Source organism: Sphingobacterium populi (genome assembly GCF_001586775.1).
Taxonomy (GTDB): domain Bacteria; phylum Bacteroidota; class Bacteroidia; order Sphingobacteriales; family Sphingobacteriaceae; genus Sphingobacterium; species Sphingobacterium populi.
On the sequence record NZ_LQXS01000001.1, the window covers coordinates 1 to 22,094 of the forward strand.

The window sequence follows — 22,094 nt, forward strand, 5'->3', positions numbered from 1 at the left end:
ATTTTATTCCATCCCTTCAAAACTAGTGTCCGATAGCTTACCAATCATAATTATCCTGCAGGTTTAAGTTCAAGTTTTTGGTAATTTCTAGCCAATCAACATTTTTAGCTATATTTATCTACCTTATAGCCTGGTTTTTAAAGTTAACTTGAAGCAACCAATTATGATTTCTAAATTCTTTTTATCTGTCTTTATATTTGTTTTTGCTACGCAATCCACGTTCTCGCAAGATTATACGCCGTCTGCCGTAAATATGGAAGCAAGGAAATGGTTCGCCGATGCGCGATTCGGACTTTTTATACATTGGGGAGCGTTTAGCATTCCAGGGAGCGGAGAGTGGGTCATGAATGATCGTAAGATTACAGCTCAGAATTATGCTCAATTACAACGTTTTTTTAACCCAACAGCATTTGATGTTACAGAATGGGTAGCTTTGGCAAAACGTGCTGGTATGAAATATATCACATTAGTGACGCGGCATCACGACGGATTTAGCTTGTGGGATACGAAATATTCAGATTTTAATGTCATGAACAGTCCCTATGATAAGGATATTGTCAAGATGTTTGCAGATGAATGTCAGAAACAAAATATCAAATTGTTTTTATACTATTCGCTGCTAGACTGGAGCAGGGATGATTATCCACATGAGACTGGTAGGACAGGGCAACACAGTGGTAGAACCGGTAAGGGCGATTATGCTAGCTATTTGCAATTTATGAAAGGCCAGCTTACGGAGTTATTAACCAACTATGGTCAGATCGGAGGGATTTGGTTTGATGGACATTGGGATCAAACTGCCCCAGAAGGCGAATCAGATCGTAGCTCACGATTGGATTGGAAATACGACGAGATTTATAGCTTGATCCACGATTTACAACCGCAATGTTTGATAGGTAACAATCATCACTTAACTCCGTTGCCGGGCGAAGATTTCCAAATGTTTGAACGTGATTTGCCTGGTGAAAACGAATCGGGTTTAAGCTTTCAAAACGCATCCGACCATTTACCAATTGAAGCGTGCCAGACCATTAGTGAGTCTTGGGGCTTTAATCTGAATGATACTACTTACAAGACAGCGCAACAGCTAATTCAGTACTTAACAAAATCTGCTGCTCTAGGCTCTAATTTACTGCTAAATATTGGCCCAAGGCCAAACGGTGAGATTCAGCCAGAATTCAAAGAGCGGTTAGCTGCACTGGGCTCCTGGCTTCAGATTAATGGCGAAAGTATTTATGGAACGTCCGCCGGCTATTTACCACCTCAACCTTGGGGTTGCTTAACCCAAAAGGATAACAAAATATATGTTCATCTATTTAATAATAATGGAAAGGATATTTTGTTGGATATGTTTCCGTATAAAAAGATTACAAAGGCATATTCGCTCAAGGATGGTACGGCCGTTACGGTGACTTTACGCGATGGTACTGCTATTATTCCTGCAAATAGTAATCAATACGAACCCAGTCACGTGATAGTGCTAGAAACAAGCGATTTAATTTTGTATCGCTGATAGCCTATCCATACATCCGTAGAGTGTAAACTATCTGCCATGAAGTACAATGCGTCGTGGATTGTACGTTGCATAGCCAGCAACTATGCGTATCTTTGCAACACAAGATGGCAACACTATTAGATACAGGCGTAAAACCGTACAAGCATTACGGTGCGTACCTGAAAGAGAAATACGCAGGACAGAAAGTTTTCAAAGTCATTGTGGACGGAAATTTTACCTGTCCCAATCGGGATGGGAGTAAAGGATATGGCGGCTGTACGTATTGCAATGTCGATTCTTTCACACCAGATACAGCGCGTAAAATCCCATCGATGCGTGAGCAGGTTGAAAGTGGTATCGAAAGAGCACGTAAATCTTACGGTGCCGAGAAGTTTGTGATTTATTTTCAGCCCAATACCAATACGTATGCGCCTACCCATTTGCTCAAGATGATGTACGACGAAGCGTTGAGTGTTTGTCCAGAGCATACCGTGGGCTTGTCAGTTGGTACACGGCCAGATTGTCTTGATTTTGAGAAAATTGCTTTGTTGGAAAGCTATACCGATCGTTACGATGTCGATTTGGAAATGGGGATGGAGTCCATTTATAATGACACGCTTGAACGTATCAATCGTGGTTGTCTGCATGATGAATTTATAAACATCATGAAGCTATTGGAAGGTTCTAAATTGGAGATCTGCGTGCATACTATCTTTGGATTTCCGTGGGAAACCGAAGAGATGATGCTCAAATATGCAGATGAAATTAATAAACAACCCCATATCAAATTTGTAAAACTACATCATTTGCATATTGTAGAAGGTTCGATAATGGGCGCGAAGTATAAGCGCGATCCGTTCAAGTTGTTTACTATTGAAGAATACACGGATTTTTTAGCTAAATTTATTCCATTGCTACGACCAGATATTATTATTCAACGGATTTTTGGTATCGCAGATAAGGAACTTCTAATTGCGCCTAATTGGGGTTTCCCAAAATCAAAGATCCAAACCATAATTGACAAAGGTTTGGAAGCGCGTGGTGTAAAACAAGGATCAGCTTACCAAGGTTAATAGCATAGCTGATCCCGGAATTTATTCATTTGCGCAGTAGCAATTTTAAGTTATTTCTCTTCCAAAATCGTTTTTAGATCTGCTGGCGAGTAGTTAACCGACTTCAACGTTTTGTGATCGCCTTCACGGAATACCAAAAAAAGGTCGTCCACTTTTTTGTAGTACGATTCTACGCCTTTTGCACGATAGTGCTCCTGTGTTTGTATCGCCTCTGCTTCCGATTTACACGCTTTGCTCATGTTGGAGCGTTGTACTTCCTCGAATAGCGCGTTAAATTTATTTTGTAAGCCAAATTCAAGGATGGCACCCGAAAGTACATATTGAATATCGCAAAGCGCATCAGCCACTTCTACCAAATCATTATTCTGTATAGCTTCTTCGAGCTCTTTCAATTCTTCTGCTATCAAAGAAACACGCAGTGCCGATCTGCTTGGTGCAGGAATCTGTGGACTATCTAAAATAGGGTGTTGAAATGTTTTGTGAAATTCGGATACCGATGTTAAGCTTTTAGGATCTGTCATGTGCTATTATAATTTTGTCAAAAATACGCATTTATTTTTCCAAGCAATAAAAAAGGCGCTATTTCTAGCGCCTCGTATATCTCTATTTCATCAAGTGTTTTAGCTGGATAAGCTCACGCTCTTCCAAGTAACGCCATCTACCACGAGGCAAATCTTTCTTGGTCAAGTTGGCATACACCACACGATCCAATTTGACGACTTCGTATCCTAAATGCTCGAAAATACGTCTTACGATACGGTTTTTGCCACTGTGAATCTGGATGCCAACTTCTTTCTTGCTCGCACCAGTTACATAACTTACCTCATCTGGTTTGATCAATCCATCTTCCAATTCGATGCCAAATTCGATTTTGTTCATATCACCTTGAGAAAGACTTTTATCCAACTCCACGTGATACATTTTGCTGATATTGTTTCGTGGATGCGAAAGTTTTTCTGCCAAATTTCCATCATTTGTCAATAATAGCAATCCAGTCGTATTACGATCCAATCGACCAACCGGATAGATACGCTCTTTCGTCGCTTTGCTTACCAGTTGCATTACTGTACGTCTTTCCTGCGGATCATCTGTAGTCGTGATATAATCCTTTGGTTTATTCAACAGTACGTACACCATTTTTTCACGCTTAAGACGTTCGTTGTTATAACGGATTTCGTCTTTCGCTGGATCTACTTTTGTGCCTAATTCGGTCACGATCTCACCATTTACAGAAATCAATCCTTGCTCGATTAATTCATCTGCCTTTCTTCTCGAACAAATGCCTGAGTTAGAAATATAACGGTTCAAACGGATCGTACCATCATCAACTGCCTGTCCGGATGCCGGCTTCTTCGCCTGTGCAAATCTTCTATTAGGGAAATGGGTTTTCTCTTCACCATCATCAGATCCAAACGTTTTTCTGCTACGAAAATTAGCTCTGTCTCCGCCTTTGCCGTGTTCGTCGCGATCGTTGAACGATCTTTTCTTGAACCCACCGTCACGTTGTTTAAAATCTGCACGTGAAGAGTTGTTCCGGCTAAAACCATCTTTCTTGAATTTGTCGTTACCACCTCTTGCACTACCACCACGGTCATCAGAAAATCTGCGGTTGTCGCTATTGTATGGCTTGCGGTCATCAGAAGATCTGCGGTTGTCGCTGTTGTATGGCTTGCGATCTTCAGGAGATCTGCGGTTGTCGCTGTTGTATGGTTTGCGTTCAGTACGATCGCCGAAAGATTTTTTGCGAAACTTTCGCCTGTGTTTCTTGATCTGTTATCATCTCCACGACCTTCTTTATTAAAGCGTTTGTCTGATGATGAAAAGTTTGATTTTGGACGATCATTACTACGAGAACGGGATTCTTCGTTGTTTCTACCTCTTCTGGCGCTGTCGTCACGACTGTTCCTTTTGTTGTTGAATGGCATATAGAAATTAAATTAGGCTGCAAAGGTACGCTTTTATATGTATTAATTGCTATAACTGTATTGATTTTCTGCAAGTTGTTTAAATGCTCATCCAGAAAGTTGTAGATAACTATTTGGTAATTAAAGAAATCGTCCTTATCTTTGTCGGCTCAATTTACCAAGTTGTCATTTTCCCCTTGCATACACAAGAATTTGGGGACGGATAACATTAAGGATTTGGATGATTAAAAAGAAAGCATTAGCTTGTAGTGTGGTGCTAGTCGCCGTTCTGCTGACGAAATTATACTCAAGCTCCAATGTCGAAAAAATGCCTAATGGGACCAATCCGGTGGCATGGCAATTCGACAAACAACAAAAAACAACGGCAAAAATAGACTCAGCCGAACGAGATCCCTACTGGAGTGACGTTACATTTGCCGAAGAGGAAGTACCTTTAGATGATCCAGCCGTAAAAACAAAGCTGAACACTTACCTCAAACGATTTTCCTACAAGAAGATCCAATCGTATAAGATGCATCGCAAAGCGAATGAGTATTTGCCACGTATTGCGAAGATTCTAGCATCATATGGCATACCCGAAGATTTCAAATATATTCCCGTAGTGGAAAGTGATTTGGATCCGCGTACTTCATCGCACAAAGGTGCCGGCGGTTACTGGCAATTTATCCCAGCGACGGCTCGGTTATATGGATTGCGCGTAAACGGTGATGTAGATGATCGCATGGATTTGACGAAATCGACGCATGCTGCCGCAAAATACCTAAAAGCTTTGCATCGTGAGTTTGGAGATTGGACCTTAGTAGCTGCTGCTTACAACGTAGGTGGTGGAAGTTTGAAGCGCTCTATCCGTCGGCAGGGAACAGAAAGTTATTACGATCTGGTCTTGAATAAGGAAACAAGCTCGTATGTGTACAAGATTATCTCCGTTAAATCTGTTATTGAACATCCGGATCGTTTTGGATACCGCAGATTGGCTAATGCAGATACCGAGATCGCGAGCGGTCCGGACATGATGTAGAAGAAATCAGAACGCCCTGTTATTCGTTGTAGGGCTTTTTAGATGAGAAAAATCAAAAGTTCATTGATCTTCGGTCAATGGACTTTTTTCTGTAAAAGTGATTCCCTTCCAGCTAAGTTATTGGCGCTTTTGTCCTACAAATCAGATTTGTCCAGAGGTACCATTTTGCTCGATAATGTACTACAGTATAAGAAGTAATTTCGACTCGATGATATCTCCAAAATTCAATCTGGGCCGATGTAAATATGACCATTGTAAATGTAATCCAAATCAGCATCATTCGGTGTATCGTGTCATCGGTATATTCGAATGTAGTTTGCATCAGCAAATTTTCAGATACACAGATTATCATTAAAAGAGTCGCTTTGTCGAAAAAAACACGATTATATAGTGCGTCATTTCGTAAAGCTTTTATGTTAAAAAACGATAAGCGTACTTAAGGTTTTATGAAAAAGCGGTATATTTAAATAATTCGAAGGTACCATACATGAAATTCTTAACACGCTTTTACTTCATCATTTTTCTTTTTTCTCTGTCTGTAATTTCTAATGCGCAACAAAAACCTACAATTCCGATTAACGACGTTGTAGAAAAAGTTCAGGGTTTTTTCAATGTTTACCCGGTAGAGAAAGTACACTTGCATTTCGACAAACCCTATTATGCCGTTGGTGATACCCTGTGGTTCAAATCATATCTAAATTATAATTTGGGTACTTACGATCCCAGCAAGGTGGTGTATGTAGAGGTTCTCAATAGTCGTGATTCTCTGATGCAAACTTTGCGCATCCAATCCGAAAATGGTGTTGGAAAAGGACAATTAGTCTTGGATCCAGAGTTTTGGAGTCAGGATAATTATCGATTCCGTGCGTACACCAAGTGGATGGTTAATTTTAAGCAAGATTATTTCTTCAATAAGATTGTTACTGTAGGAGATGCGATCAATAAAAAATTAGGAGCTATTGTATCATTTGCTCCGGACGGCAACAAGACCAAAGCTTCTTTGCAATTTAGAGATAAATCGGGCGCTATTCTTTCGCGCAAAAAGCTCACATGGGAAGCTAACGACGGTTGGGATCAATTTGATAAAGGAAGGGCTGAGACCGATGATATGGGTCGAGTTTCGATCAGTCTTTCTGCGAAGAACAAAGAGCTAATGAAGACCGGCCGTCTGCTAGTTCAGATTGACAATAACGATGAAAAATTAGTCGGACAATACTCCCTGGCTTCAGCACTTTGGGATGCTGACGTGCAGTTCTTTCCAGAAGGAGGTGATCTTATTAGTGGTTTGGCCAAAAACGTAGCCTTCAAAGCAACAAGCAACGACGGTAAAAGTGCTGCTATTAAAGGTAAATTGATTGATGGTAAGAAAAATGAAATTCTTACCTTTTCAGACCTAGGCATGGGAATGGGATACTTCTCATTCATTCCGCTATCTGGCGAGACTTACAAAGCTGTCATCACATTCGAAAATGGGCAAGAACGTACCTACGATCTTCCAGCGCCGGTCGATGCTGCTGTAAATTTGGTAAGTCTGAAACCCGACGATACACATATGCAGCTAGGCATCGTAACGAGCGATAGCCACTTCAAAAATATAGAAAACAGTGTGTACTACCTTATGGGTCAGTCCAATGGACATTTGGTGTACGCCGCTCAAGTTGCCTTAAAAAATTCTTCTGTATTGGTGAAAGTGCCGCGAGAAAATATGCCAAACGGAATAGTGCAATATACCTTGTTCGCTGCAGATGGTACACCACTTAGTGAGCGTTTGGTGTTCTGCCAGTCGACCACCGAAGAATTACTAAATATCGACATAGCGACAGATAAGAGCACCTATAACAGCAAAGATCTTGTCCAACTGCGCATAGGGTTAAAAAATGGTACAGATAGCATCATGAGCTCTTTCTCCGTCAGCGTTATAGATGAAGCAAAAGTGCCTTATGATGATGATCAAGACTTAAGTATTCTTAGCAACTTGTTGCTAGTATCCGATCTGCAAGGTTATATTGAAAAACCCAACTATTATTTCAATACCGAAAATGAGAATCGTGCGGAAGCACTTGAAGCATTGTTGATGACTCAAGGTTTTCGACGATTTGAATACAAAGAATTGCTAAAGGGAAATTATCCGCAAGTAAGCTTCATGCCAGAGCAGGGCATCTCGCTATCTGGTACGCTCCGGATGAATACAGGTCGTACGCAGCCCAACGGAGGTTTGCTATTATCTATTCCATCTTTGGGAATGCGTAAAGATACCTATACCGACCAGCAAGGGCGATTTTCTTTCGATAATCTCGTTTTCCCCGATTCTGCACGCGTCACAGTAAATGCACGCGGCAATGATAATTATCGCGCTTTGGTCATTAATATGGATCAAACTTTTTTTCCGGAGATCGATGCCAATTCGCCTTACAAAGGAGATTTCGTTCAAAACATTGATGAAAAATTACAGTCTTATTTAGCAAATAGCAAAAATGAATTCCGGACCTCTATCTTAATTGATGAAGTCGTCGTAAATAGGACGGTAGTACAAAAACAAACTAGCCGGGATTTTGGTTCTTTAAGCGGGCTTAATATGCCAGAGCACCGAATCGAAGCAGATCGGTTGAAGGGATGTAACGTATTAACTATGTGTCTTACGACCGTGTTAACTGGTATTACGCACGATACTAATTTGCAAAAGTATTTTATATCACGCAATTACAATCAGGGAAGCCGTGTGCCTGTGCAATTCTTCCTGAATGGTATGCCGATAGATGAACCTTCATTAAACTCTATCCAACCAGCAGAGATTGAAGCCATTGAGATCTTTATGCGTGATGATTTGGGTACGGTGAGCCGCACGTATCAAAACGACGGTGTCGTTTCGATCATCACGAAAAAAGATGATACGCCAAAACGTCCAAGGATGTCATTGGCAGAGATCGAGGCCATGTTGCCAAAAACGAATGTTATCGATTTATATCCATTGGGATATGTCAAAACGCGTTCTTTCTATTCGCCCAAATACGATACACCATCCAGTAAGAATACGGCGGACTACCGTTCGACCATTTATTGGAATCCGGATGTATTGATCGATGGTACAGGTGAGATGACTTTAGATTACTATAATGGAGATGGTAATGGCCGATACAAAGTAGTGGTAGAAGGAATGGATCGAGCGGGTGGAATAGGGCGAAAAGTCTATTATTACAATGTGCGTTAAAGCGCATTAGCTGTCAGCTATTTGAGGAAAAACATACATGTTGCGATTAAATCGAGATTCTTTATATAAGCTCAACTATCTCTTGGTTGGTATGCTACTGATCGCTTCCTTGCTGGTCGTGATTCATGTAGCCAGTCCAGAAAAGATGATCGTTGGCGAGTGGAAAGAAGCCGGTTGGTACTTCGAAAAGCCAGATTATCGATTGAAAGAACGAAATTTTGCACAAGTGCTAGAGCAAAACGTCCGGATCGAGATATTGGACAAACTCGAAATTTTGCACGTCAACAGGTGGATTTTTAAAGAAGACGGCACACTCGAGGTCGATGATACTTCGGTAGCAAATATGACTTGGTCGATCAAAGGCCGCGGGCATATTCTGGAAATTAGCCGTAATGGTACGCCGATCGAAAGTTTTCAGATTCAAACCTTGGATAACGATCAGATGGAATTACATCTCAACCTAGATATACAGATCAAGGGGGTTATCAAAATACTATTAAAACGCGACGATTTAGTAAACTAAATATGCTAAGAAAATACAGTAACCACAGAACCCAAGGAGATAATTTAAAGTTAGGCGCACTAACGGCACTCTCGGCCGGGATGACAAATGTGGTCTCTGTTATAGTTTTCTTTTCCTATACTTCAAATATTACTGGACATTATGCCGTATTTGCTCAGGAAGTATCTCGAGGCAACGTTTATCAAGCAGCTGTCGTTTTACTTTGGATATTGTTATTTTTCTCTGGAAGTTTTCTCTCCAACTTTGTGATCATTCAAGGCAAAGATCGCATCAGTTCCTATTTAGCTCACGCCATCCCGATTATGTTAGAATTTGTAGGAATCCTGGTAGTCGGTGTATATCTTCAGTTTTTTTACGCGGATACTTTATTAGAAACGGAATTTTTAGTAGGGATTTTACTTTTTGCGATGGGTTTACAGAATGGTTTGACGGCGAGTATTTCTAACTCCGTTATCAAGACAACGCATTTGACTGGACTTACGACCGATTTGGCTATTCTGGTTTCGATGTTTACCAAGAGAAATAATCGTAATGATGAACAGCTTGTGAAAAAATTTCATTTACTACTAGTCATTATGTCCTGCTACGTAGCTGGAGGTATAATAAGTGGCGTATCGTACAACTTTTTAGGAAACTCCACATTTTTTGTCGTCTGCTTTATGCTTATGTTTATTGCCTTTTACGATTTCTATAAGTTAAAACGTACTAAAAAAGTGTATGGCAATAGGCACGACGCACCGGAAGAAAATGAACTAAACTATGGCACTTTGCAGGATAAAAGTAAGAATAGCCATAAGTAGTAATTCTAATATCATAAAAAAGTCCCGATCTCACAGAGATCGGGACTTTTTTATGAATAATGGATGCTGATTAGCGTCCGAAGTCATCTTGTACACGTACGATATCCTCTTCATCAGATGGGTTGTCCACATCGGTATGTTGCCAGATCTCAGCCAATACACCGTAGCCATCTAATCCTACCAAACGATGACGCTCGCCTTGACTTAAGCGAATTGTATCTTGTGGTTTCAACATTTTCAATTCGTGCTCTTCATCTGTCGGGCTAGTTACCACGCCAACTTCACCTTGCACTACGCGCCAAATTTCAGCGCGTCTGTGATGATATTGCCACGAAAGCCTTTTATTTGGGCTAACAACTAAAATTTTAGGACTCAGTTTTCCAGAAATTTTCAAATCCTGTACATCCAATCCGTCAAAGTATGTGTTCGCGAATTTTTGGGCTTGATCTTCGTTGATTACAAAGAAGCCACCCCAAGGTCTAGTTTGATCAATTTTATCAATACCAAAGCCTTCGCTAGTTAATTTTTCTTCAATTTGCTTAAAAAGCTCGCTTTTATCCGTGTATGTTGCCATCTAGTATTTGTTTATCGAGTGAATATAGTATTTCTCTATAAAACGGCCAAAATATTATGAAAACTCCCTGCCAGAATGAAATATTCGTAGCTTTGCAACTTATGGCAATGGAAAGTTTAGATACCGAAAACCCATCATTTTTACAAGCAGTAGCCTTCGTCAACCAAACTAATCAACCGCTTTTCTTGACCGGTAAAGCAGGTACGGGTAAGACGACATTTTTAAAATATATACAGCAAAATTGCTACAAAAAAATGGCGATTACTGCGCCAACTGGTGTGGCTGCGATGCATGCTGGAGGCACCACATTACATGCTTTGTTTTGGTTGCCTTTTGGCACATTCATAGAAGATTACCCATTACAATGGGATCAAGCAGATAGCCACGTATACAACAAAAGTCGCTTGTTTAGTACTATAAAACTTACCAAACAGCGTCGTGCTATTTTACAAGAATTGGAATTGCTCGTGATCGATGAGGTTTCTATGGTACGTGCCGATACGTTGGATGCGATCGACGTGATTTTAAAATCGGTGCGTCGCGATATGCGCCCATTTGGCGGTTTGCAAGTGCTATTTATTGGAGATTTGTACCAGTTGCCACCGGTAGTGCGCGATCACGAATGGCAAGTACTACGCGATCACTATTCGAGTGCTTTCTTTTTCGACGCAAAAGTGCTACGTGAGCATCCGCCAGTCATCCTCGAATTGCAGAAGATTTACCGCCAAAAGGACGATAGCTTTATCACGATATTAAATAATATCCGTAACAACCAGACGACGGCGTCAGATTTAGAAAAATTAAATAGCTACTACAAGGCCGACTTTGTGCCGCCTAAAGAAGAGCAGTACATCACGCTTACCTCGCATAACCGACTAGCCGATCAGATCAATCAAGAAGCATTACAGCAGTTATCTGGCAAGCTCTTTAATGTGAAAGCCGTAGTGAAAGACGATTTTCAGCAAGGCTCTTTCCCGACTGAGGAAACATTGACCTTAAAAGAAGGAGCGCAAGTAATGTTTATAAAAAATGATGTGGGTGAAGATCGCAAATTCTTTAACGGTAAGATCGGCACCGTTAAAGCGTTGAAGTTGGATCAGCAGCAGGTGATCGTCAGTTTTGCTGATGGCTCTGACGACGTTATCGTAAAACGCGAAACCTGGGAAAATATCAAATACAGCTACAATAAAGGCGATGATAAGATTGAAGAGACAGTCATGGGTACTTTCTCGCAATTTCCACTGCGCCTCGCTTGGGCCATTACGATTCACAAAAGTCAAGGATTGACCTTTGATCGCGCGATCATCGATGCAGGAACGTCTTTCGCTGCCGGACAAGTTTATGTGGCGCTGTCGCGTTTGCGCGGTTTAGAAGGACTTGTTTTACGCAGCCAAATCGTATCGCATGCGATACGTACCGATGCACAAGTGGTCGGATATATGAATCGCGCTTTGGATAGTGATAAGTTGCAAGATGTATTGCAGCAATATCAACGACAGTATTTAGGCCAAATCCTTTTGCAAAGCTTTCGCTGGGCGAATTTGGTGGAAGCCACAGAAACACAAGCCGCGGCATTGGCAGACCGCAATATTGATGGTAAAGAAGCGGCTCAGGCATTTTTTGATAATTTGGTACAGCAGGCCAAAGCGCAGGAAGGAGTGGCCAATAAGTTTGTGACTCAACTATACAATATGTTTCGCGATGCCGCGAATGTCAATTACGACGATATTCATGCCCGTACCAAATCTGCTGTAGGTTGGTTTGCGCCAAAAATGGAGACGGAATTGATCGAGCCGATGGAAACGCACATTGCCGAATGGCAGATCAAGAAACGGACAAAAAAATATATCACCGAACTAAAAGCAATCTTGCTAGATTACAAGCGCAAGTATGAGCAGATCAAGCATAGCTTGACGATTGCGGAGGCGCTAACGGGCGATATCACGGTGCTCGCGCAAGAACTGCTGCAAGCGGAAAAGGTGAAGGATGAAGGTGTGGCAAATGCCGATAGCGAAGAAATGCCTACCGATACCAAAGCCATCACCTTGATGATGTATCAAGATGGCGCTTCGATCGAGCAGATTGCTACCAAGCGCGGCATGGTTGCTGGTACGATTTACGGTCACTTGATTCATTTTGTGGGCGAGGAGATCGATGCCGAAGATCTGATCGAGAAAGATAAATTGGATCGCGTACTTACGGTGTTGCGTGAAAACGAAGGTAAATCATCCTCCGAAATCAAGGTCATTCTAGGAAGTAATTTTGATTATCCAGACATCCGTATCGGACAAAAACTATTGGGATTAGGGTAGGAGAGTGCAATAGTGTATATTTGTCGACTTGATCAAATTAACCATGTCATCAAACGATAAACGGAAAGCCAATAAATGGTTGGTATTTGCCAGCATGCCCTTTCAGATGGGCGTGACCATTTACTTGTTTTATTGGGCTGGGCAATGGTTGGATGGCAAGTACGGCGGAAGCGGCGAATGGTGGATGAAAGCCTTCACGATGTTGGGTGTCATCGTATCATTGTATCACTTTATCCGCTTAGTAAATTACGTTAATCGCGATGAATAAATATCTTAAATCTTTGTTGCTGGTACTGCGTTTTGCAGTCGTCGTATTTGTAATACATTACAGTTTCGAATACTTGCTCAACTTGTCGGACGGATGGGCTGGTACAGGTCATTCCTTACTTGGCTTGTATGCTTTTCAGACTTTACTCAGCGTGTTTGTCGCGATGATGATCTTGTTAGCACAATATGCGATGCCCAAAAACTTAGGTTTTATCTTTTTGGGGTTAATTTTCCTAAAGGCTATTGCTGGTTATCTTTTTATACGGGAAGGTCTGGAAATGGCGGATGACAAATTTTTGGCAACGCACTTCCTAGTGACCTATTTTCTGTTTCTCTTCATGGACGTATACATGGCGTATCGTGCTATAAATCAGGCAGAGCCAAATATTGGAACTAAATTTTAATAAAAGTTCTAGTAAATGGTTATATATGCCAAAGAAAGTTGTATTTTTGCGCAAAATTTTTGTTTCTCAATCGAAATCTAAAATGCTAAATTTTAATAAAGCACTCATCCTTTTCACAGTATTTTTACTTGCTGTAAGTCCATTTTCACTACGCGCAGACGATGCGCATCAGGAAGGTTCGCACAGTCAAGAAGAAGAAATTTCACAGTACATTCAGCATCACTTGGAAGACGATCATTATTTTTCGTTGTTCACCGATAAGAAAGCTGGAAAGCATTATGGATTTCCTTTGCCTGTAATATTGATTGATAATGGATTGAAGGTTTTTTCATCTGGCGAGTTTCACCACGGTGAGCATACGGTAGAGAAAGATGGACAGCACTACGCCTTGTATCATGGTAAGATCTACAAAACGGATGCTGCTGGTACATTGGATATGGACGAACACCATCACCCAACGAACGCTAAGCCCTTAGATTTTTCGATTACTAAAAACGTAGTAGGTTTGATGCTTGCTGCCTTACTGTTGTTTATTGGATTCATTAGCTTAGCTAAGACATATAAAAAAGGAGCTAACAACTTGCCAAAAGGTGCTGGTCGTGTATTGGAGCCATTAGTGCTATATGTACGTGATGAGATGGCTATCCCAAATATTGGCCACCGTTACAAAGAGTTTATGCCATACCTATTATCGGTGTTCTTCTTAATCTTCTTGTTGAATTTATTAGGATTGACTCCGCTAGGTTTCAACGTAACAGGTAACATCACCATCACCTTGTGTTTGGCTTTGTTTACTTTCTTCATTACGACTTTCAAAGCAAATAAAGATTACTGGAAGCACATTTTCTGGATGCCAGGTGTGCCAGTTCCATTCAAATTTGTATTAGCACCAATTGAGGTGTTAGGTATGTTTACCAAACCATTCTCGTTGATGTTACGTTTGTTTGCCAACATTACCGCAGGTCACTCCGTAGTGATGGGATTGATCGCAATCGTGTACTTGTTTCAACAACAATTGACGATTCCAGGTAGTATTGGTGTTTCGATGTTGCTAACATTGCTATTGTTTTTCTTGGAGTTGTTGGTTGCTTTCTTGCAAGCTTTCATCTTCACGATGTTATCATCATTATTTATAGGTATGGCCGTGGAAGAACACGCTCATCATTAATCGCATTTTTTTGTTAAATTTTATAAATTAATTATTATGTACAACTTAATTGGAGCAGGTCTTATCGTAATTGGTGCAGGCTTAGGTTTGGGTAAAATCGGTGGTTCAGCTATGGAAGCTATCGCTCGTCAGCCAGAAGCAGCATCTAAAATCCAGACTGCTATGATTATCATCGGTGCCTTAGTTGAAGGTTTGGCATTCGGTGCTTTGATCTTGGGTAAATAAGCTCAGATCAACTAAAAGTACAAACATAGTTTGCAACGGTTGGTTGCAGACTATGTTTACTTAAATGTAACAAAAAAGAAAAATATAACAGTTTAAGACTACACAATATAATGGAAGCACTTATTAATCAGTTTTCGTACGGCTTGTTCTTCTGGCAGCTTATCATCCTACTTATCGTTATCTTTATTTTAGGAAAGTTTGCTTGGAAACCTATCGTAAATGCTCTTGAAGAGCGTGAGAATGGTATTGCCGATGCATTGGCTTCTGCCGAAAAAGCAAAGTTGGAAATGGCTCGCCTAACCAACGAAAATGAGCAATTGCTGAAAGAAGCACGTGAAGAGCGTGACTTAATCTTGAAAGAAGCAAAAGAATTGAAAGATAAGATCGTAGCCGAAGCTAAACAGCATGCGCAAACCGAAGGTGCTCGCCTGATCGAAGATGCTAAACGTGAGATCGACGAACAAAAACTTCGTGCATTAGCTGAAGTTAAATCTGAGGTTTCTTCTCTATCTTTGGACATTGCCCGTAAGGTATTGACGAAAGAATTTGCCGATCAATCGAAGCAAGAATCGCTAGTAGAAGATTTGCTAAAAGACGTTAAGTTAAGCTAGTTCACCCATTATTAAAGTATTTCTATGTCAGTATTTACAGTTGCTTCCCGTTACGCCAAGTCACTTATTGACCTCTCGAAAGAGCAGGGCAATTTGGATGCCGTGAAGGGCGATATGGAGCAATTTATTGCAGTGGTGAAGCAAAACGCGGAATTAGCTGCTGTACTAAAGAATCCTATTATCAAGCAAGATAAAAAACGTAGTATTTTATCGGCGCTGTTTGATGGAAAAGTGCAACCATCTGTCTTGAGTTTCTTTCACATGTTGGTTACAAAAGGTCGTTCAGATATTTTGAATGATGTCGCAATCGAATTCATTCGTGAATACCGCGTTGAAAAAGGTATTGTACAAGCTACAGTAACTTCGGCGGTACCATTGTCGGAAGAGAACCTAACGCAGTTGAAAGCACAGATTGCACAAGAAATCAAAGCCAATGAAGTGGTGCTTGATACGAAAGTAGATGCTACTTTAATTGGTGGATTTGTGATCAAAGTAGGTGACCGCCAAGTGGATGTGAGCATCGCTGGCAGATTAAATAAATTGGAGAAACACTTTGCTGCAAACGTTATCTAGTTTAGATAAACAGCGAAAAGTATAAATTAAATTCAAAACCCCCTTATAATAATAAAATGATAGAGGTAAGACCAGATGAGGTTTCGGCAATTCTTAGGGAGCAATTGTCAGGCTTTAAATCAGACGCGGAACTGGAAGAAGTAGGTACCGTATTGCAAGTCGGTGACGGTATCGCTCGCATCTATGGATTGACGAAAGTACAGTCCGGTGAATTGGTTGAATTTGAAAATGGATTGCAAGGTATCGTTTTGAACTTGGAAGAAGACAACGTAGGTGTTGTAATCTTAGGTTCATCGGATGAGATCAAAGAAGGTGATACGATCAAACGTACAAACCGTATCGCATCTATCAAGGTAGGTGAAGGATTATTAGGTCGTGTTGTCAATACATTAGGTCAGCCGATCGATGGTAAAGGAGCTATTGTTGGTGAAACGTATGAAATGCCGATTGAGCGTAAAGCTCCAGGCGTTATCTACCGTCAGCCAGTAACAGAGCCGTTGCAAACAGGTATCAAAGCGATTGATGCGATGATTCCAGTTGGTCGTGGCCAGCGTGAGTTGGTTATTGGTGACCGCCAGACAGGTAAAACTGCGGTGTGTATCGATACGATCATCAACCAAAAAGAATTTTACGAAGCTGGTGAGCCAGTATTTTGTATTTATGTAGCTGTTGGTCAAAAGAACTCTACGGTAGCGAACATTGTTCGTACGTTAGAAGAAAATGGCGCGATGGCTTATACGGTAGTAATTGCGGCATCTGCTGCAGATCCTGCACCGATGCAGTTTTACGCGCCAATGGCGGGAGCAGCAATCGGAGAGTTTTTCCGTGATACAGGTCGTCCAGCATTGATCGTTTATGATGATTTGTCAAAACAAGCTGTCGCATACCGTGAAGTTTCACTATTGTTGAAGCGTCCTCCTGGACGTGAGGCATACCCAGGTGATGTATTTTACCTTCACTCTCGTCTATTGGAGCGTGCTGCGAAAATCAACAGCAATGATGAGATTGCTGCTTCAATGAATGATTTACCAGAATCTATCAAGCATTTGGTAAAAGGTGGTGGTTCATTGACTGCTTTGCCAATCATTGAAACACAAGCGGGTGACGTATCTGCATATATTCCTACCAACGTAATTTCGATTACAGATGGTCAGATCTTCTTGGAGTCTAACTTGTTTAACGCAGGTATTCGCCCAGCGATCAACGTAGGTATTTCGGTATCTCGTGTAGGTGGTAACGCGCAGATCAAATCCATGAAGAAAGTATCCGGTACATTAAAATTGGATCAAGCACAGTACCGTGAGCTAGAAGCGTTCTCTAAATTTGGATCGGATTTAGATGCAGCAACAAAAGCAGTATTGGATAAAGGTTCTCGCAACGTAGAGATCTTGAAACAAGGTCAGTTTTCACCAGTTGCAGTTGAGAAGCAGGTAGCTATTATCTATATCGGTACCAAAGGTTTGTTGCGTAGTATCCCCGTAAAAGATGTTCGTAAGTTCGAAGATGAATTTGTTACTCAACTGGAGCAGCGTCATCCAGAAGTATTGGCTGCGCTAAAAGCAGGTAAATTCTCTGACGAACAAACAAGTGTATTAGAAACAGTAGCTAAAGAATTAGCATCTAAATATTAGCCGATAGGGTCTGTGCTACGCATCATCGCATGCATAGCGCAGACTCATATCTAAATAAACTTATGGCGAATTTAAAAGAAGTTAGAAACCGAATTACCTCGGTAACCTCCACGCAGCAGATCACCAAAGCCATGAAAATGGTTTCGGCAGCAAAATTGAAAAGAGCAACCAATGCTATTGTACAATTGCGCCCATATGCCGATAAGCTGAAAGAGATCTTAACGCAGGTATCAGCATCTGTGGAAGGAAATGATTCTCCCTACACGGAAGATCGTGTTCCTACCAAAGTTATGATCATCGTCATCACGTCCAACAGAGGTCTGGCAGGTGCTTTTAATGCCAATGCCATCAAAACAGCGAATAATTTGATTGCCGCAAAATATGCGGATCAATTTGCCCGTGGAGATGTAAGTATTATTGCGATTGGAAAAAAAGGTCACGAATTCTTTGGCAAACGTAACTTTGCACTAGTTGGTAATCACAATGAGCTTTTCAATAATTTAAGTTTTGAGAATGTATCTGAAGTGACCGATATGGTGATGAACGAGTTCAAAGCAGGAAATGTAGATCGCGTAGAAGTAGTGTACAACCAGTTTCGTAACGCAGCAGTACAGATTCTTACTTCAGAGCAGTTATTACCTTTTGTAGCTGAGAAAGCTGAAGACACCAAGGTGGAAGAAATCGACTACATCATTGAGCCTTCGAAAGAAAAGATCATTGAAGAATTGATTCCAAAGACGATCAAAACGCAATTGTATAAGGCAGTTTTAGATTCACATGCTTCGGAGCACGGCGCACGTATGACAGCGATGGATAAGGCTACCGATAATGCTGGCGATTTGTTGAAGCAATTGAAGCTATCGTACAACCAAGCCCGTCAGGCAGCAACACTACGGAATTAACAGAGATTGTCTCTGGAGCCGCAGCTTTGTCAAGCTAGTAACTAGTAAATATTCGCGCGATAGCGCATTACATAGCAAAAAAGGTAGAGATTTTATCTCTACCTTTTTTATTTTAGGAACGCTTCAACCAAACTTTCCCCAATTCTCTTTCTTGATCAGAAGCATTCTCGCGTCGTTGTACAACAAGCGATTTTTTCTCGCTGTAGCTTAGCGGTGTGCTGATAGTACGAATAATACCATCCCGAGCGATCAATACGTCAATAGATTGTCCAAAAGTGCCTTGTTGGATAGCTATTTCCAATTCTCTACCCGCAGGATCCATCCGAACGCCATTAATACCTAATATTTCGTCATTTACATTTAGGCCAGCCTTCCATGCGGAAGAATTCCGATCTACGCCTTTAATATATATTCTCGTGTCATTGTTCGCAGTTCGTATACCCAAACTGAGCGTTTTGCTGTCGGCTAATTGATCGATCAGTTCATAACCCACAGGGTTGAAATAGCTATTATAATCCAACTCCTCAGTGGTGTATACTGCAGCAAATATTTCGGACAAATCCACGCCAGAAACTGCTTCCGCTAAGTCCTGGAACTCTTTTTCGGCAAATCCGCGTTGCTCCTTCAAATAAAACTGATTATAAGCTGCTTTTAAGACGTCGTCCATACGCTTTTTACCACCAGTTTCTGCAATAATTTTCAAGTCCATCGCCACAGCTAACATCGCACCCTTGTTATAATACGAAATGCTAGTGTTGGCTGAGTTTTCATCCGGGCGGTACTGCTTAATCCACGTGTCGAAACTCGACTGACCGACAGATTGTATCTCGTAACCCGGGCGATTGTACACCAGGTTAAATTCTTGTGCAAGCATCTGCAGATAATCCACTTCATCACGGAATGAGCAACGGTAAGTAATCAGATTATCATAATACGAAGTGAAACCTTCCATGATCCACAGCAGCGCTGTATAGTTTTCGTTTTCGTAGTCGAAAGGTCCAAGTGGCGCTGGACGCAATCGTTTCACATGCCACAAATGGAAATATTCATGCGCGACCAAGCTCAAAAAGTTGTTGTACGAGGCCGCTTGTGTATAACCATTGCGGCTAGCGCCGAGCACGGTCGAGTTGAGGTGCTCTAAACCGCCTGCACCTTGCTGATAATTGTGCGTGATAAAGACATAGCGATCGTTGGGATTGGATCCCCAAATGCGTGTTTCTTCCGCTACGATTTTTTGAATATCGGCAGCAAGCTGCTCCTTATTATAGTTGCCACCGCCGACCATCGCAAATTCATGTGGTATTCCTTCCGCTTCGAAATGCCAGACATCTTGATTTCCTATTTCTATTGGAGAATCAAACAAGATGTCGAAGTTCTCGGCTTCATATGTATGCTGATCTATTTCAGGCAAACCTGTTGTAATGGTTGACCAATTTTGTGGTAGCTCTACTTGCACCGTGCAAGGAAGATCTAAATGACCATCTACGTACAGAAATGTGCCCGCAGGGCTGATGAATGCATGCGTATCATCGATGAAATTTGTACGCACTGAAGTTTCGAAACCATATATACGATAGCGTACAGTCGTATCTTTTTGCGGATGATAGATGCGCCACGTGTTTTTGCTAATCTTCTCCTGTCTTACCGTTTCTCCATTATCCTGTTGCGCAGAAAACGACTCCACATGACGTGCAAACTCCCGTACTAAATACGATCCTGGTGTCCAAACGGGCATTTTTAGATCGATAAAATCAGCACTGAAACCTTTCAAAGAAAGGCTCACTTCCACATAATGTGCTTGTGGTTCGGTGAATGATAGGGTATAGGAGATCGTCGGTGTGGTCTGTTCGCTCATGGATTGTGATAAGGAGAAATAAATAGTTTAGGCTTCGATACGTTCGTAAACTTCAAAAGTAAACGCGAAAGCATGTTTTTCGTCGCTCTCGTGTCGCTTCGAATCAATCAATTTCCATTGCGACTCGTCGAATTCAGGAAAATATGCATCACCATCTATCGTCGTATGCACACGCGTCAGCAGGATTTTGTGTGCATACGGAAGCGCTTGTTTGTATATTTCGGCTCCACCGATAATAAAAATCTCGCGCTCATCACGGCAGTAGGTGAATACTTCGTTTAGCGAGTTCGCCACATCCACATCGTCCGCTGACCATTTTTGATCGCGGGTAATTACGATATTACGACGATCTGGCAATGCTTTGCCCATCGAATCAAAGGTCTTGCGACCCATCACCACCGAATGCTCTTTGGTTGTGTTTTTAAAATAGCGAAAATCATCTGGCAAGTGCCAAGCAAGATCATTGTTCTTCCCAATAACGTTGTTTTCTGAAGCTGCCGCAATCAGTGTAATTGTAATATTATTCATGTTTTATAATGATAGCGTAACCAGAATTACGCTATGGTGAATGCTTTGTGTGTACTAACTAAACAGCAACGGGTGCCTTAATGTGCGGATGAAAAGTATAATCTTCCAATTCAAAATCTTCGAATTTGAAATCAAAGATATCTTTCACATCCGGATTGATCTTCATCGTCGGCATCGGCTTCGGATCTCTGGACAGTTGCAATTCTGTTTGCTCAAAATGATTACTATAGATATGCGCATCGCCGAGCGTGTGGATAAATTCTGCTGCTTCCATATCACAAACCTGCGCCACCATCATCGTTAGCAAAGCGTAGGATGCAATATTAAACGGGACACCCAAGAAAATATCGGCACTGCGCTGATACAACTGACAAGACAATTGCGGTTTCAAGATACCTTTTTCGGGTTGCGCCGGCGCGACATAAAACTGAAAGAAAGCATGGCAGGGTGGAAGTGCCATATTGCCAATTTCGGCCACGTTCCAAGCCGATACGATGATTCGTCTAGAATCTGGCGAATTTTTCAACTGATCGATAACTTGTGCAATCTGATCGATATGTTGCCCATCTGGCGTAGGCCAAGAGCGCCACTGAGATCCATAAACCGGACCCAGATTTCCGTTTTCATCCGCCCACTCATCCCAAATACTAACACCATTTTCTTTTAAATAGCTGATGTTGGTATCTCCTTTCAGAAACCAGATCAATTCGTGGATAATGGATCGCATGTGTAACTTTTTGGTGGTAACCAATGGAAAGCCAGCTTTCAGGTCGAAACGCATTTGATAGCCAAATACGCTGCGCGTGCCTGTTTCCGTACGATCTGTCTTTTCGGTGCCGGTGCGGTATACATGATCCAATAGATCCAGATATTGCTTCATATTCTTATTTCTGTCATAGTTAAAAAAACGATGTTCTCCCCAGCTCATTGGTCACGATGGTAAAACCTCGCGCATGCTGCATAATGGTGGTATTGGAAACCACTATCTGCGAAGATAGCGGT

General features: G+C 41.5%; 21 protein-coding genes and 1 pseudogene. 15 read left to right on the forward strand and 7 right to left on the reverse strand.

Annotated elements, in window-relative coordinates; genetic code table 11:
• Positions 1-163: 163 nt before the first annotated feature.
• Both A0125_RS00005 and A0125_RS00010 read left to right on the forward strand, forming a co-directional pair.
• On the forward strand, positions 164-1,513 hold the full coding sequence (locus A0125_RS00005; protein ID WP_066750286.1) for an alpha-L-fucosidase: 1,350 nt from the start codon (positions 164-166) through the stop codon (positions 1,511-1,513).
• 107 nt (positions 1,514-1,620) lie between these two features.
• Positions 1,621-2,568 (forward strand): TIGR01212 family radical SAM protein, encoded by a 948-nt coding sequence (locus A0125_RS00010; protein WP_066750288.1) that lies wholly within the window; start codon positions 1,621-1,623, stop codon positions 2,566-2,568.
• Between the two features lie 50 nt (positions 2,569-2,618).
• Here the strand turns inward: A0125_RS00010 and A0125_RS00015 are convergent, their stop codons facing one another.
• From A0125_RS00015 to A0125_RS15680, 3 genes are all read right to left on the reverse strand, one after another.
• A complete protein-coding gene (locus tag A0125_RS00015; RefSeq protein WP_066750290.1) occupies positions 2,619-3,089 on the reverse strand; it encodes a pyrophosphohydrolase domain-containing protein in 471 nt (156 codons plus the stop codon).
• Between the two features lie 82 nt (positions 3,090-3,171).
• On the reverse strand, positions 3,172-3,876 hold the full coding sequence (locus tag A0125_RS15675; protein WP_231863052.1) for a pseudouridine synthase: 705 nt from the start codon (positions 3,874-3,876) through the stop codon (positions 3,172-3,174).
• The gene (locus A0125_RS15680) at positions 3,873-4,493 is read right to left on the reverse strand and encodes a hypothetical protein (RefSeq protein WP_197464705.1); all 621 of its coding nucleotides are present in this window, start codon (positions 4,491-4,493) and stop codon (positions 3,873-3,875) included. Before A0125_RS15680 ends, A0125_RS15675 begins: the two co-directional genes overlap by 4 nt.
• Before the next feature lie 220 nt (positions 4,494-4,713).
• Between A0125_RS15680 and A0125_RS00025 the strand changes: the two genes are divergently transcribed.
• The 4 genes from A0125_RS00025 (at position 4,714) to A0125_RS00040 (ending at position 10,042) form a co-directional block, all read left to right on the forward strand.
• Positions 4,714-5,511: a lytic transglycosylase domain-containing protein gene (locus tag A0125_RS00025; protein ID WP_066750292.1), complete on the forward strand. Its 798-nt coding sequence runs from the start codon at positions 4,714-4,716 to the stop codon at positions 5,509-5,511.
• Positions 5,512-5,998: 487 nt separating this feature from the next.
• Positions 5,999-8,719, forward strand: coding sequence for a carboxypeptidase-like regulatory domain-containing protein (locus tag A0125_RS00030; protein ID WP_066750295.1), 2,721 nt, complete (start codon positions 5,999-6,001; stop codon positions 8,717-8,719).
• A 37-nt stretch (positions 8,720-8,756) separates the two neighbouring features.
• Positions 8,757-9,242, forward strand: coding sequence for a hypothetical protein (locus tag A0125_RS00035; protein ID WP_066750298.1), 486 nt, complete (start codon positions 8,757-8,759; stop codon positions 9,240-9,242).
• A gap of 2 nt (positions 9,243-9,244) precedes the next feature.
• The gene (locus tag A0125_RS00040; protein ID WP_066750301.1) at positions 9,245-10,042 is read left to right on the forward strand and encodes a YoaK family protein; all 798 of its coding nucleotides are present in this window, start codon (positions 9,245-9,247) and stop codon (positions 10,040-10,042) included.
• Positions 10,043-10,112: 70 nt separating this feature from the next.
• Here the strand turns inward: A0125_RS00040 and A0125_RS00045 are convergent, their stop codons facing one another.
• Positions 10,113-10,616 (reverse strand): cupin domain-containing protein, encoded by a 504-nt coding sequence (locus A0125_RS00045; RefSeq protein WP_066750304.1) that lies wholly within the window; start codon positions 10,614-10,616, stop codon positions 10,113-10,115.
• A 56-nt stretch (positions 10,617-10,672) separates the two neighbouring features.
• Here A0125_RS00045 and A0125_RS00050 point away from each other — a divergent pair, with 56 nt between their 5' ends.
• The 9 genes and pseudogenes from A0125_RS00050 to atpG all read left to right on the forward strand — a co-directional run bounded on the left by A0125_RS00050 (position 10,673) and on the right by atpG (position 18,747).
• On the forward strand, positions 10,673-12,928 hold the full coding sequence (locus A0125_RS00050) for a helix-turn-helix domain-containing protein (RefSeq protein WP_231863053.1): 2,256 nt from the start codon (positions 10,673-10,675) through the stop codon (positions 12,926-12,928).
• Between the two features lie 43 nt (positions 12,929-12,971).
• Complete coding sequence (locus tag A0125_RS00055; RefSeq protein WP_066750309.1) at positions 12,972-13,196, forward strand: AtpZ/AtpI family protein; 225 nt, start codon at positions 12,972-12,974, stop codon at positions 13,194-13,196.
• Entirely contained in the window at positions 13,189-13,599 is a 411-nt protein-coding gene (locus A0125_RS00060) for a hypothetical protein (protein WP_066750311.1), read from the forward strand. The genes A0125_RS00055 and A0125_RS00060 overlap by 8 nt, the downstream gene beginning before the upstream one ends.
• 82 nt (positions 13,600-13,681) lie before the next feature.
• On the forward strand, positions 13,682-14,767 hold the full coding sequence (atpB, locus tag A0125_RS00065) for a F0F1 ATP synthase subunit A (protein ID WP_066752557.1): 1,086 nt from the start codon (positions 13,682-13,684) through the stop codon (positions 14,765-14,767).
• Positions 14,768-14,803: 36 nt separating this feature from the next.
• Positions 14,804-14,992, forward strand: a complete 189-nt coding sequence (gene atpE / locus A0125_RS00070) for an ATP synthase F0 subunit C (RefSeq protein WP_028070619.1) — start codon at positions 14,804-14,806, stop codon at positions 14,990-14,992.
• A gap of 110 nt (positions 14,993-15,102) precedes the next feature.
• Positions 15,103-15,603: a F0F1 ATP synthase subunit B gene (locus A0125_RS00075; RefSeq protein ID WP_066750314.1), complete on the forward strand. Its 501-nt coding sequence runs from the start codon at positions 15,103-15,105 to the stop codon at positions 15,601-15,603.
• A gap of 24 nt (positions 15,604-15,627) precedes the next feature.
• Entirely contained in the window at positions 15,628-16,176 is a 549-nt protein-coding gene (gene atpH, locus A0125_RS00080) for an ATP synthase F1 subunit delta (RefSeq protein WP_066750317.1), read from the forward strand.
• Between the two features lie 56 nt (positions 16,177-16,232).
• Positions 16,233-17,807: a F0F1 ATP synthase subunit alpha gene (gene atpA, locus A0125_RS00085; protein ID WP_066750319.1), complete on the forward strand. Its 1,575-nt coding sequence runs from the start codon at positions 16,233-16,235 to the stop codon at positions 17,805-17,807.
• A gap of 62 nt (positions 17,808-17,869) precedes the next feature.
• Positions 17,870-18,747: pseudogene (gene atpG / locus A0125_RS00090) on the forward strand (ATP synthase F1 subunit gamma).
• A 74-nt stretch (positions 18,748-18,821) separates the two neighbouring features.
• Here atpG and A0125_RS00095 read toward each other — a convergent pair.
• The 3 genes from A0125_RS00095 to A0125_RS00105 are packed head-to-tail and all read right to left on the reverse strand — an operon-like array spanning position 18,822 to position 21,972.
• A complete protein-coding gene (locus A0125_RS00095; RefSeq protein WP_066750321.1) occupies positions 18,822-20,564 on the reverse strand; it encodes a M61 family metallopeptidase in 1,743 nt (580 codons plus the stop codon).
• A gap of 27 nt (positions 20,565-20,591) precedes the next feature.
• Positions 20,592-21,092, reverse strand: a complete 501-nt coding sequence (locus A0125_RS00100; protein ID WP_066750324.1) for a dihydrofolate reductase — start codon at positions 21,090-21,092, stop codon at positions 20,592-20,594.
• Between the two features lie 58 nt (positions 21,093-21,150).
• Positions 21,151-21,972, reverse strand: a complete 822-nt coding sequence (locus A0125_RS00105) for a thymidylate synthase (RefSeq protein WP_066752560.1) — start codon at positions 21,970-21,972, stop codon at positions 21,151-21,153.
• Between the last annotated feature and the right edge of the window lie 122 nt (positions 21,973-22,094).